The organism is Streptomyces sp. NPDC052023 (assembly GCF_044548465.1).
Classification (GTDB): domain Bacteria; phylum Actinomycetota; class Actinomycetes; order Streptomycetales; family Streptomycetaceae; genus Streptomyces.
Genome location: NZ_JBIUBW010000011.1, coordinates 215,494 through 227,476, shown reverse-complemented (window position 1 = coordinate 227,476; position 11,983 = coordinate 215,494). Strand labels below are relative to the sequence as shown.

Below are 11,983 nucleotides of genomic sequence, written 5' to 3'. Positions count from 1 at the left end.
GGCTACCGCCCCTTCGGCAGGCCGAGGATCCGTTCGGCCACGATGGTGTGCTGGATCTGCGAGGTGCCGGCCGCGATGGTGTACGACAGCGAGGACAGGCGGTCGAGCGTCCACGGCCGGTCCAGGTCGAGCGACTCGGGGCCGAGGACATCGGCGGCGGCGTCGTAGAGGTCCTGACGCGCGTGCGAATATCTCAGTTTGAAAACCGAACCGCCCACCCCGGGGACCCCACCCGAGGCCTGCGCCTCGGACACGTTCCACTGGGTGAGCCGCCACAGCGCACGGAACTCGGCGTTCAGCCGCCCCAGCCGGCGGCGCACGACGGGATCGTCCCAGCGGCCGTTCTTCCGGGCCTCCCGGGCCAGTTCGCCCAGCACCCGGCGGCAGGCCACCACCTCGCCCACGAACGCCGTGCCGCGTTCGAACGACAGGGTCACCATGGTGACCCGCCAGCCGTCGTTCTCCGCACCGACCCGGTTGGCGACCGGCACCCGCACCTCGTCGAGGAACACCTCGGCGAACTCGGCGGACCCGGCGAGGGTGCGCAGCGGCCGTACGGTGATGCCCGGCGCGTCCATGGGCATGGCCAGCCAGCTGATCCCCCGGTGCCGGGGCGCGGCCGGGTCGGTACGTACCAGCAACTCGCACCAGTCGGCGACCTCGGCGTGCGAGGTCCAGATCTTCGAACCGGTCACCACGTAGTCGTCGCCGTCCCGCCACGCGCGCGTACGCAGCGCCGCGAGGTCGCTCCCGGCGTCCGGTTCGCTGAAGCCCTGGCACCAGACCTGCTCACCGCGCAGGACGGGCGGCAGCCAGCGGGCGCGCTGGGCCTCGGTGCCCTCGGCGGCGATGGTGGGCCCCGCGTGCAGCAGCCCGACGAAGTTGGCACCCACATAAGGGGCGCCCGCCCGCTCGGTCTCCTCCAGGAAGATCAGCCGCACGGTCGGGGACGCGTCCCAGTGGACGTCGCCGTACCCGGCGTCGTACAGCGTCCGCTGCCATCCGAGGTCGTACGCGCGCCGCCCCGGCCAGTCGTCCGGGGACGGCTTGGGTGGCAGGGAGGGCAGCACGCCCCTGAGCCACTCCCGCAGCCGGACCCGGAACTCCTCCTCCTCGGGCGTGTACGTCAGGTCCACTACCGGTCCAGATCCAGGTCCAGCATGCGGATGGCGTTGCCCCGCATCAGCTTGTACACGGTCTCGTCGTCAAGGCCCTTGACGTGGTCGAGGGCGACCTCCTTGGTGTGCGGGAAGGTGGAGTCGACGTGCGGGTAGTCGGTCTCGAAGGTGGCGTTGTCGCGCCCGACGCGGTCCAGGGACGCCACCCCGTGCTTGTCGCGGAAGAAGCAGCAGAAGATCTGCCGGTAGTAGTACGTCGACGGCGGCTCCGGGATCAGGTCCCGGACGCCACCCCAGGCCCGGTGCTCCTCCCAGACGTCGTCGGCACGTTCGAGGGCGTACGGGATCCAGCCCATCTGCCCTTCGGAGTAGGCCAGTTTCAGGTGCGGGAAGCGCACGAGCACGCCGCTGAAGAGGAAGTCCATCATCGACGCCATCGCGTTGTTGAAGGACAGCGAGGCCTGGACGGCGGGGGGCGCGTCCGGGGAGGCGGCCGGCATCTGGGACGACGACCCGATGTGCATGTTGACGACCGTCCCGGTCTCCTGGCAGACCGCGAAGAACGGGTCCCAGTAGCCGGAGTGGATCGACGGCAGCCCGAGGTGGGTGGGGATCTCGGAGAAGGTCACGGCCTTCACCCCGCGCGCGGCGTTGCGCCGGATCTCCGCGACGGCGAGGCCGATGTCCCACAGAGGGATCAGGCAGAGCGGGATGAGCCGTCCGCCGCTGTCACCGCACCACTCCTCGACCATCCAGTCGTTGTAGGCGCGCACGCAGGCCAGGGCGACCTCCTTGTCGTGCGCCTCGGCGAAGGTCTGCCCGCAAAAGCGCGGGAAGGTCGGGAAGCACAGGCTGCCCTCGACGTGGTTGAGGTCCATGTCCGCGAGCCGCGCCTTGGGGTCCCAGCAGCCGCGTCGCATCTCCTCGCGGGTGATGCCCTCCAGGGTCATCTGGTCGCGGTCGAAACCGACGGCGGCGATGTTGCGCTTGTACGGGAACTTCAGGTCCTCGTAGATCCACCAGTCGGTGGGCTGACCCTCCGGATCCATGGTGATCTGGTACTTGCCGCCGACGTAGGCGAGTTCGCCGATGCCCGCGGTGAGCGGCTGGGGCCCGCGGTCGCGGTACCTGGCGGGCAGCCAGGTCTCGAAGAGGTGCGCGGGTTCGATCACGTGGTCGTCGACGCTGATGATGCGGGGCAGTTCGGTCATGGGTCCCCCTCCGCGGAGATCCGGATCTGATGACCCGTCAGATGACGCCGTACCGGAAGGCTAGTCCCGCACCCCTGGACCGACAAGGCGCCGAGCCCTACGCTCACCCCACCATCTGACTATCCGTCAGCTCACCGGGGGCCGCCGTGACCCTGCACACCACCGCGCACGAACTCAGCGCCGCACCCACCCTGTGGGACCTGCTCACCCGCCGCGCCGACCGCACCCCCGACCGCCCCGTCCTCCTCCAGGACGACCGCACCCTGACCTTCGGCGCCCTGCGCGACCGGGCCGAACGCGCCGCGGCCGGGCTGCACGGCATGGGCGTGCGCCCCGGCACGGTCGTCGCCTGGCAGCTGCCCACCCGCATCGAGACGGTGGTGCTGACCTTCGCCCTGGCCCGCATCGGCGCCACCCAGACCCCGCTCATCCCGTTCCTGCGCGACCGCGAGGTGGGTTTCGCACTGCGCGAGTCGGGCGCCGAGTTCTTCGCCGTACCGGGCACCTGGCGGGGCTTCGACCACACCGGCATGGCCCGGCGGCTCGGCGCGAAGGGGGTGTTCGAGGCGTACGACGACCTGCCCGACGGCGACCCGTCGGTCCTGCCCGCGCCACCCGCGCGCGGCACCGACGTCCGCTGGATCCACTGGACCTCCGGCACCACCTCCGACCCCAAGGGCGTCCTGCACACCGACCGTTCCCTGATCGCGGGCGGCAGCTGCCTGGCACACGCCCTGCGCCCCACCGCCGACGACGTGGGGTCGATCGCCTTCCCGTACGCGCACATAGGCGGCCCCGACTACACGGTGATGCTGCTGCTGTACGGCTTCCCGGCGCTGCTGGTGGAGCAGTTCGCGCTGCCCGGCGCCCTGCCGGCGTACCGCGCGCGGGGGGTGACGATCGCCGGTGGCTCCACGGCGTTCTACTCCCTGTTCCTGGCCGAGCAGCGCAAGCGGCCCGGCACCCCCGTCGTTCCCTCCCTGCGGCTGCTCGCGGGCGGCGGGGCGCCGAAGCCGCCCGACGTCTACCACGCCGTCGTCCGCGAGATGGGCGTTCAGCTCACCCACGGGTACGGCATGACCGAGGTACCGATGATCACCATGGGCGCGCCGGACGACACCCCGGAGAACCTGGCGACGACCGAGGGACGGCCGCCGCGGGGCATGGAGATTCGGATCGTCGACGGGGAGGTGCGGCTGCGCGGGGAGGCCGTCTGCCGGGGCTATCTGGACCCGGCGCAGACGGCGGAGTCCTTCGACGAGCACGGCTTCCTGCGCACCGGCGACCTCGGGCATCTCACCGCCTCGGGGCACCTGGTCCTCACCGGCCGCCTCAAGGACGTGATCATCCGCAAGGGGGAGAACATCTCCGCCAAGGAGATCGAGGAGCTGCTGCACCGGCATCCGGCGGTCGCGGACGTGGCGGTGATCGGCCTGCCGGACGCCGACCGCGGGGAGCGGGTGTGCGCGGTGGTCGAACAGCCGCCTGGCGCCGGTGCGCTGACCCTGGAGAAGGTGACCGCGTACCTGCGCGCGGAAGGGCTGTCGGTCCACAAGCTGCCGGAACAGCTGGAGGTGGTCGACGCCCTGCCGCGCAACGACGCCCTGCGCAAGGTGCTCAAGTACAAGCTCAGGGAGCGCTTCTCGGCTACTGGGGGACGGTGAAGTACCGGGCGAACGCGGGGATGATCTCCGCCTCGCTCACCTTGCCGTCGCCGTCGCCGTCGAGCGAGGCGGCCGCGGCGCGCGCGACGTCCTCGGGCACGCCGAGCGCCCGCAGCACGCGCGCGAGGTCCTCGACGGCCGCCTCGCCGTCCGGAGCGGCGACGGCGAAGGCGGCGTGCAGGAAGGGGCGGGCGATCTCGGCGAAGCGGTCGGGGTTGTCGCGCAGCCGCTTGACCGCGCCGTTGACGAACTCCTCGCGGGTGATGCGCTGGTCACCGTCCCGGTCCGCTATCCCGGCCATGCCCTGCCAGAAGGCCTCCGCGCCGCCGTACAGCGCCTGTCCCTTGTCGGAGCGGGGCGTCGTGCCGAACTCCGCGAGCAGCGCCTTGGCCGCGCCGCTGAAGTCCTCACGGTCGATGTAGCCGTTGCCGTCCTGGTCGAAGGTGGCGAACCGGGCCGCGATCCTGCGCTCGTACTCGCTGCTGACCATGTCTTTCAGGCCGCCTCACGTCATGTCGGGGTGCTTCTCGCCAGGGAGCGTACGACGCCGCGGGCGGTTCAGGAGCGGGAAAACGACGGTTGTGCCAAGACCGGGGGAATTTTGGAACAACGGTGTGGCAGAGAGTTCACGCGGAGAGAGGACTGGCGTCGTCCGAGGTCGCGGAGGCCAGGTCGGGATGGACGTCGAACAGCCGCCGCACCCCCAGTGCGCCCAGCACACGGTTGACGTGCGAGCCGTCGGCCGCACCCTGGGCCGGGAGTATCAGCCGCAGCCGCCCTTGACAGGAGCGCAGCAGCCGGCGGGCCGCGATCAGCACCCCCACTCCGCTGGAGTCGCAGAACCAGACCTCGGAGAGGTCGAGGACGAGACTGTGACGCCCCTCGGCCACCGCGTCGTGCACGCGCTGACGCAGCACCGGCGAGGTCACCAGGTCCAGCTCGCCCGACACATGGAGCACGGCCCAGTCGCCCTGCTCGCCGCCGGTCACTTTGAACGCCACCACCATGCCCTTCGTCGCCGGAACGTGCGGAAACGGCCGGAACCACCTGGAAACGGAACCAGTTCCTACGCTTCCTTGCGGCGCGGCTGCCCAGCGGCCGTTCCCTGAAACACCTTGCCGAAAACGAAATCCGAACGAAAAAGGCTTGATTCTGTCGCATTCGATCCGGTTCGATCAGGTCTGGTCTCGCCCACCCTGGGTAGGCGCGGCCGGAAAGCGCACTACCACCTGCGCTTCGCCAAGGGGCGCGCATTGCCACAAAGGGGCGTGCGTTGTCAGACGTGCCGACTACATTCGAGGTGGCGATGGACGCAGGCTGGACACCGGGACGAAGCAGGGGGAGGGGGCCGCATGGCGAAGAAGGACGCACCGCCCCGCTGGGACCGCAAGATGCAGCAGCGACTCGCACGCGGTGAGGCGGCCGCCCTGGGCGAGCTCTACGACCGGTTCGCCTCCCTCGTGCACGGCCTGGCCCACCGCGTGCTCGACGACGAGCGGGCCGCCGACGGCATCACCCGCGAGGTCTTCATACACCTGTGGGAGCACCCCGACGCCTACGACCCCAAGCAGGGCCCCCTCCGCTCCTGGGTGGCCACCCTGACCCACCGCCTGGCCGTGCAGCGCCTGCGGGCCACCGAGACCGCCGCCCTCGCCGAAGGCGGCCACGGCTCGAGCGAGGACCTGGAGCTCAAGGTCCGCCACGCCTCCGTCGCCGCCCGCGCCGACTACATCGTCCAGTCCATGCCGGCCCCGCTGCGCGCCGCCCTGGAGCGGGCCTACTTCCAGCGCCGCGACTACCGCCAGACCGCCACCGACCTCGGCATCACCGAGGACGAGGCACGCCGCCGCCTCCGACTGGGTCTGCAACTGCTGTCCACGGCCCACGACGCCGCCCCGCCCGGATACGGAGGTGCGGTGTGACGGACCCGGACCACCACGAGCCGCACACCCCCGCCCACCAGCCCCGCATACCGATGCCGAGGGCCTCGGTCGAGGACACCGGGCTCCCCCTCCCCACGCTCCGCCCACCCCTCGGACACCACGTCCTGAAATCCCTGCTGGGCGCCTGGGCGCTGGCCGCCTGCTCCCCCGAGGAGACGACGGCGGTCGAGGACCACCTGGGCCTGTGCGGAAGCTGCGCCGACGAGGCGCGGCGGCTCCGCGAGGCGGTCGGCCTGCTGCAACGCCCCGACAGCCTCGACCTCGACCCCGGACTGCGCACCCGCATCCTGGCGTCCTGCCTCGACCGGCGCCCACCGCGCATCCCGGTCCCCGACTGGGCCAGGCCCTACGACGCCGAGACCGCGCGTCTCGACGCCCTGCTCCAGGACTTCGGCGACGCCGAGTGGCACGCGCCCGTACGGCTGCGCTGGTTCGACGGCACGGAACCGGCCAGCCGCCGCACGACCGTCGCCGGCGTCATCGCCCACCTCCTCGCGGTCGACGGCCTGATCGCCATCGCCCTCGGCCTGGACGACCCCCTCGGGGACACCGAGGCCGACCCACCGACGCCCACGGTCCGCACGGAGGCGTACTGGCGGGCCTCGCACTTCCCACCGACCCGCACGGTACGGGCACCCTGGCGCGAACAGGGCCACGGCATCGTGCGCACGGTGTCCTTCACCGGCGGCAGCACGGGCAGGCTGGGCGTGCCCTACGGCGTGGGCGAGCTGCCGCTGCACGACGCGATGATCGAGCGAGCCTTCGAGTGCTGGGTGCACGCGGAGGACATCGCGGACGCCGTGGACTACCCCTACGACCCGCCGTCCGCGCGCCACCTCAACAGCATGATCGACCTGGCGGCCCGCCTGCTCCCCACCACCCTCGCGGCACGCCGCAAAGCGGGCCTGGCATCTCCCGCCCACACCCCGCGCCACCTGGTCCCGGCCGGCACCCCCGGCCGAACCCTCCGCCTGGAGATCGAGGGCTCGGGCGGCGGCGAGTGGCTGATCCCGCTGGACTCCCCCGCCGAGACCGGCTCCGCCGATCACGAGGTGGCCCACGTAGCCCTGGACGGCGTCGAATTCTGCCGCCTGGCCGCGGGCCACGTCTCCCCCGACGAGGCGGCAGCGGGCCAGCTGGGCGACCGCGAGGCCATCAGAGACGTCCTGTTCGCGGCCGCATCCTTGAGCCGCATGTAGCACATGGGCCCCGGGCGTGGCCCCACGGACCCGCAGTCGCGTACGGCGAGAAGGGGCCGTGCCGGACCACCGCACGCGCTACAGCAACCCCCACCGGACAGCCGCAGGCACCGGCACCGGCACTACGCGAACACGACCGTCCGGCGCCCGTTCAGCAGAATCCGCCGCTCCGCATGCCACTTCACGGCCCGCGCCAGAGCCTGGCACTCCACGTCCCGCCCGATTCCGACCAGTTGGTCCGGATTGACATCGTGACGCACCCGCTCGACCTCCTGCTCGATGATCGGCCCCTCGTCCAGATCCGCCGTGACGTAGTGCGCCGTGGCGCCGATCAGCTTCACACCCCGCGCATGCGCCTGGTGGTACGGCTTCGCCCCCTTGAAGCTGGGCAGGAACGAGTGGTGGATGTTGATGATCCGCCCGCTCAGCTGCTTGCACAGATCGTCGGAGAGCACCTGCATGTAGCGGGCCAGCACGACCAGCTCCACACGCTCCTCCCGCACGATCTCCAGCAGCCGCGCCTCGGCCTGCGACTTGCTGTCCTTCGTCACCGGAATGTGGTGGAACGGAATCCCGTACGAACCCACGAGCTCGGCGAACTCGGTGTGGTTGGACACCACCCCGGCGATCTCCACGGGCAAGGCACCGATCCGCGCCCGGAACAGCAGATCGTTCAGGCAGTGCCCGAACTTGCTGACCATCAGCAGGATGCGCATCTTCTGGTCGGCCCGATGGATCTGCCACTCCATGCGGAACGAGTCACCGATCGCCGCGAAGCTGGCCCGCAGCTTCTCCACGGTCACCGGCGCCTCCGCCGAGAAGTGGACGCGCATGAAGAACAGCCCCGTGTCGTGGTCACCGAACTGCTGGCTGTCCTCGATGTTGCAGCCGGTCATGAACAGGTAGCTCGACACGGCGTGCACGATGCCCTTCTTGTCCGGGCACGAGAGGATGAGGACATACTGATCGGCCTCTGTGGCCTCTACGGCCGCGGCTCGATTGGGCTGCTCGTTCATGCACCACAGGGTCCCACAGCGACCTGAGCAGGCAGAAACCCGACCGACCGCCCCGCCTAGGCCGACCGCGTCAAGATCCGCAGCACCTCGAGCGTCCGAGGCGCCACCTCCGGATCCTCCCCGTCGCTCGTGGCCATCCGCACATGCGCGTCCCGAGCCGCCCGCACCGCCTCCGGCCAGGCCGGATGCTCCATGTACGAGGACACCGGCGCGTCCGGCCCCACCTGGTGCATGATCCGCAGCACCCGCAGCACCGCGGTGTCGACCAGCGCGGCCTCCTGCGAGTCCCGGAATATGGTCCCGACATACTTCTCGGCGGACCAGTGATCGAGCCAGGTGTCCTCGACCAGCCGGTACACGGCGTCGGTGACGTCCCCGTATCCCTCGACGCCCGCAAGCCAGACGTCCCGCTGGAACACCGGATCGGAAAGCATGTGCAGCGCGGAGCGCACATTGCTGCGCCAGCGCCACCACGGCATGTCGTTCAGTGGCATGCCACCCATCGTGGATGAGCGATGCCCGCGACGGGAAGGGTTCACCGAACCTTGTACTCCTTGCACACCTTGCACGGTCATCGATCGTACGTTCCTCGCCACAAGCCGTTCACCGGACCCCGTAATTCACCTGGACGCCACCTCGCGTTATGCAAAGGTCACTCAGAGATTAGTGATGTGGCGGAATCGTGCGTGTGCATGACCGGCAGGCGACGCAGCAGCAGAACACTCCTCTCCGTACTCACCAGGCCCGCCAAAGCCCTGCGCGCAGCGGGCGCCCTGGTGGCGTGTGCGTCGCTCACCGTCGGGTGCGGGGTGGTCCCCGGCCTCTCGGGCGGTGCGGGGGGCGACGAGATCACCGTCATGACCTGGGCGCCGCAGGACACCAACGCGACGAACAAGCCCGGCATGCCCGCCCTGGCGCTCGCCTACGCCCGCCACGTCAACGCGGGCGGCGGCATCAACGGCCGCAAGCTCAAGGTCGTGATCTGCAACGACCGCAACGACAGCGTGCACGCCGCGAAGTGCGCGCGCCGCGCGGTCAAGCAGAAGGTGGCCGCGGTGGTCGGCTCCTACAGCCAGTTCGCCGACTCGTTCTTCCCGATCCTGGAGGGAGCGGGCATCCCGTACATAGGTGGCTACGGCATCACGAACGCCGAGTTCACCAGCCCGCTGTCGTACCCGGTCAACGGCGGCCAGCCCGCGCTGCTGGCGGGCCTCGGCAGGCAACTGGCGAGCAGCTGCGGCCCGGTCGCGCTGGTCCGGCCGGACACCATCGCCGGTGACGAACTTCCCAACCTGCTCAATGCGGGCCTCGAAGCGGGGGGTCACCAGGACGCGACCGATCTGCGCGCGGCGGAGGAGGCCACCGAGTTCTACGCCCAGTCCGAGCAGGCCCTGACCCGGGCCACCGAGGACCCGTCGGCCCGCGGCTGTGTGGTGCCGGCGCTCGGCGACCGCACCAACACCTTCATGGACTCCTTCCGGCGCGACCGCGAGGACTACGAGGAGGTGCGCATGGGCACCGTGCTCGGCAGCGTCGACCAGACGGTCATCGACGCGACCGGCGGCGCGTCGAGCCCGTACGAGGGGGCGCACATCACCGGCTGGTATCCGGTGGAGACGGACAAGCGCTGGGACGGGATGAAGAAGGTCATCCGCGAACAGGCCTTCACCGACACCCGGATCGACCCCGCGGACGCGGGCGTGCAGACCACCTGGATCGCGTACACGGTCCTGGAGGCCGTCGTGAAGTCGCTCGGCGAGAACGAGGTGTCCGCCGACACGGTACGGCGCACCCTGGACGACGGTTTCAAGGTCACCACGGGTGGGCTCACGCCGACCCTGCGCTGGCAGTTCCAGGACGTGCTGGCCTCCGTCGGCCTGCCGCGCCTGGTCAACACCGACGTGACCCTCCAGATGGTGAAGGAGGGCCAGCTGGTGGCGGAACGCCAGGGCTCCATCGATGTGACGAAGACGCTGCAGGGCGCCGAGGACGAGGACTGACGCTCCCGCGCCTCGCGCCCGCCACCGTCCGCCCGTCACCGACTTCCCGCTCCCCGCCCCAGGGCCCTCACAGCTGGGTCGGCTGGCGCTCGGTCAGGCCGTACTTCCGGGCGATGGCGTTCCACAGCTTGGCGGCCTCGCCCTTCTGCGTGGTGGCGATGCCGCTCTGCTGGTTGCCGGCCGCGGTCTGGCCGGTGCTGCGGGCCTGCCCCTTCTTGCAGAGCTTGCCCCGCTGCCCGGCGACCTGGTCCGCCCAGGCCGCGTAGTGGTTGTCCGCGGACGCGGAGGCCTTCCAGGCCTTGTTCAGCGCGGCGGTCAGCGCCGCGTGTTCGGGCAGTGCGTCCACGGAGAGCCCGGCCAGCTGGGTGACGAGGCTGTTGCGCTGCTCGGCCGCGCCGCGCAGGTCCTTGGCGGCCTGGGCGAGATTGCCGCAGGACTTCACGTCACCGACGGCCCTGATCACCGTCGCCCGGCTGTCACCGCTGTCGGCGAGCAGCTTGTCCAGGGCGACGGCCTGCTGCTCGGCCGGGTCGGCGGACGGCGAGGACGAGGCCTCGTCGCCGGCGTCGGAGGAGGCCGTGGCGGACACGGGCTGGGGGTCCTTGTCCTGCTCACCGCCGCCACCGGCGAGCAGCGCCCCGGCGCCGATGCCGACCACGACGATGGCCACCCCGCAGGCCGCGATCAGCGGCACCTTGGAGCGGCCACGGCCTCCGCCGTCCCGGGCGGCCCGCCGCCCCTGCGCCGGGCCGGGCGTGTCGTAGGACGGCTGCGGGGCGGCATGCCCGGTGCTCTGCGGCCCCTGGTAGCGGGGCATGTGCTGGGTCGCGCCGGCCTGGCCCGCGTCGCCGCCCGGCCCGCTGCGGAAGAGGTTGTCGAACTCGGCGGGCGGCTGCCGGTCCCCGTACGCGCCCTGCCCGGACACGGGCGGGATGTACTGCGTGGCGTCGGCGTCGGATCCGGACGGCATGGGGCCGGCCGCCCCGCCGCGCTCCGGGGTCCGGCCGAGGTACGCCGTCGTCTCGGCGGGCCGGCCCGCCGGCCCCCCGGACGGCATCTCCGGCGGCAGCGCCCCCGGCCCGACCGGCGGGATGTACTGGGTGGCACCCTCGTCGTGCGAGGCGGGGCCGTAGGCCACGGGCGGCAGGTACTGGGTGGCCCCTGCGTCACCGGGTCCCCCGGTGACGGGCGGGATGTACTGGGTGGCGCCCTCGCTCCCGGACCCGCCGTGGGCGGGGTAGTGAGCTCCCACCGGCGGGATGTACTGCGTGGCGCCCTCGTCGCCGGACGCGGCCGCGACCGGCGGTATGTACTGGGTCGCGCCGTCGTCGGCCGGGGGCAGCGGCATGCCCGGCGTGCCGTGACCGGCGGGCGGCAGCGGAGCCGAGGCGCCCGGCTCGGGCAGCGGTGCGCCCTGGCCCGGCGCCCCGTACTCGCCGTACGACGCCGGTGCGCCACCGCCGTACGCCTCGTCGTGCGCTCCCGCGGGCGGGAGCGGGCCCGGCTGGTCCTGCGCCGCCCACGGGGCCGGCTGCTGCGCCTGCCACGGCTCGGCGGGCGGGGTCTGCCAGTCCTGGCCGGGCTGCGGGCCAGGGGCCTGGTGCTGTTCGGGGCCCCACGGCCGGCCCCAGGCCTGGCCGCCGGGCGGCGCCGACGCACGGGCGGGGCCGCCGTGCTGCGTGCCCGCGGGCCGGTCGGCCGGTCCGCCCGTCATACCCGGCAGCAGCGGCTCGCCACCGTCGGAGGGCAGCACGATGCCTTCGCGCGCGGGTCGCGCCGAGGGCTCCTCGCCCTGTCCGCTCTGCGTCACCGGGACTCCTACGAATGGGGGA

At 71.8% G+C, this 11,983-nt stretch carries 11 protein-coding genes; 4 read left to right on the top strand and 7 right to left on the bottom strand.

Annotated features, from left to right (window positions below):
* Positions 1-2: 2 nt before the first annotated feature.
* Both ACIHCM_RS23025 and ACIHCM_RS23020 read right to left on the bottom strand, forming a co-directional pair.
* Complete coding sequence (locus ACIHCM_RS23025) at positions 3-1,136, bottom strand: acyl-CoA dehydrogenase family protein (RefSeq protein WP_399898723.1); 1,134 nt, start codon at positions 1,134-1,136, stop codon at positions 3-5.
* Positions 1,136-2,329: an amidohydrolase family protein gene (locus ACIHCM_RS23020; protein ID WP_399898721.1), complete on the bottom strand. Its 1,194-nt coding sequence runs from the start codon at positions 2,327-2,329 to the stop codon at positions 1,136-1,138. The genes ACIHCM_RS23025 and ACIHCM_RS23020 overlap by 1 nt, the downstream gene beginning before the upstream one ends.
* A 152-nt stretch (positions 2,330-2,481) precedes the next feature.
* On the opposite strand from ACIHCM_RS23020, the gene ACIHCM_RS23015 reads away from it, so the two are divergent.
* Positions 2,482-3,993, top strand: coding sequence for a class I adenylate-forming enzyme family protein (locus ACIHCM_RS23015; protein ID WP_399898818.1), 1,512 nt, complete (start codon positions 2,482-2,484; stop codon positions 3,991-3,993).
* Here ACIHCM_RS23015 and ACIHCM_RS23010 read toward each other — a convergent pair.
* Positions 3,977-4,483: an EF-hand domain-containing protein gene (locus tag ACIHCM_RS23010; RefSeq protein WP_399898718.1), complete on the bottom strand. Its 507-nt coding sequence runs from the start codon at positions 4,481-4,483 to the stop codon at positions 3,977-3,979. The genes ACIHCM_RS23015 and ACIHCM_RS23010 overlap by 17 nt on opposite strands.
* 136 nt (positions 4,484-4,619) lie before the next feature.
* Positions 4,620-5,000 carry an STAS domain-containing protein gene (locus ACIHCM_RS23005; RefSeq protein WP_399898715.1) on the bottom strand — a complete coding sequence of 127 codons (381 nt, stop codon included), beginning with the start codon at positions 4,998-5,000 and terminating at the stop codon, positions 4,620-4,622.
* A gap of 345 nt (positions 5,001-5,345) precedes the next feature.
* On the opposite strand from ACIHCM_RS23005, the gene ACIHCM_RS23000 reads away from it, so the two are divergent.
* Together ACIHCM_RS23000 and ACIHCM_RS22995 are read left to right on the top strand one after the other, a co-directional pair.
* Positions 5,346-5,915 (top strand): sigma-70 family RNA polymerase sigma factor, encoded by a 570-nt coding sequence (locus tag ACIHCM_RS23000; protein WP_399898712.1) that lies wholly within the window; start codon positions 5,346-5,348, stop codon positions 5,913-5,915.
* A gap of 53 nt (positions 5,916-5,968) precedes the next feature.
* Positions 5,969-7,135, top strand: a complete 1,167-nt coding sequence (locus ACIHCM_RS22995) for a maleylpyruvate isomerase N-terminal domain-containing protein (RefSeq protein WP_399898815.1) — start codon at positions 5,969-5,971, stop codon at positions 7,133-7,135.
* Between the two features lie 122 nt (positions 7,136-7,257).
* Here the strand turns inward: ACIHCM_RS22995 and purU are convergent, their stop codons facing one another.
* Together purU and ACIHCM_RS22985 are read right to left on the bottom strand one after the other, a co-directional pair.
* On the bottom strand, positions 7,258-8,151 hold the full coding sequence (gene purU / locus ACIHCM_RS22990) for a formyltetrahydrofolate deformylase (protein ID WP_399898709.1): 894 nt from the start codon (positions 8,149-8,151) through the stop codon (positions 7,258-7,260).
* A 56-nt stretch (positions 8,152-8,207) separates the two neighbouring features.
* The gene (locus ACIHCM_RS22985; RefSeq protein WP_399898707.1) at positions 8,208-8,726 is read right to left on the bottom strand and encodes a hypothetical protein; all 519 of its coding nucleotides are present in this window, start codon (positions 8,724-8,726) and stop codon (positions 8,208-8,210) included.
* 117 nt (positions 8,727-8,843) lie between these two features.
* Between ACIHCM_RS22985 and ACIHCM_RS22980 the strand changes: the two genes are divergently transcribed.
* Positions 8,844-10,151, top strand: coding sequence for an ABC transporter substrate-binding protein (locus ACIHCM_RS22980; protein WP_399898704.1), 1,308 nt, complete (start codon positions 8,844-8,846; stop codon positions 10,149-10,151).
* Between the two features lie 67 nt (positions 10,152-10,218).
* On the opposite strand, the gene ACIHCM_RS22975 is transcribed toward ACIHCM_RS22980, so the two are convergent.
* The gene (locus ACIHCM_RS22975; RefSeq protein ID WP_399898701.1) at positions 10,219-11,961 is read right to left on the bottom strand and encodes a hypothetical protein; all 1,743 of its coding nucleotides are present in this window, start codon (positions 11,959-11,961) and stop codon (positions 10,219-10,221) included.
* Between the last annotated feature and the right edge of the window lie 22 nt (positions 11,962-11,983).

Coding starts and splice junctions, on each gene's coding strand:
- ACIHCM_RS22985 (WP_399898707.1), bottom strand. CDS start 8,726: ATGACCGTGCAAGGTGTGCAAGGAGTACAAGGTTCGGTGAACCCTTCC.
- ACIHCM_RS23010 (WP_399898718.1), bottom strand. CDS start 4,483: ATGGTCAGCAGCGAGTACGAGCGCAGGATCGCGGCCCGGTTCGCCACC.
- purU (WP_399898709.1), bottom strand. CDS start 8,151: ATGAACGAGCAGCCCAATCGAGCCGCGGCCGTAGAGGCCACAGAGGCC.
- ACIHCM_RS22995 (WP_399898815.1), top strand. CDS start 5,969: ATGCCGAGGGCCTCGGTCGAGGACACCGGGCTCCCCCTCCCCACGCTC.
- ACIHCM_RS23005 (WP_399898715.1), bottom strand. CDS start 5,000: ATGGTGGTGGCGTTCAAAGTGACCGGCGGCGAGCAGGGCGACTGGGCC.
- ACIHCM_RS23020 (WP_399898721.1), bottom strand. CDS start 2,329: ATGACCGAACTGCCCCGCATCATCAGCGTCGACGACCACGTGATCGAA.
- ACIHCM_RS22980 (WP_399898704.1), top strand. CDS start 8,844: ATGACCGGCAGGCGACGCAGCAGCAGAACACTCCTCTCCGTACTCACC.
- ACIHCM_RS23000 (WP_399898712.1), top strand. CDS start 5,346: ATGGCGAAGAAGGACGCACCGCCCCGCTGGGACCGCAAGATGCAGCAG.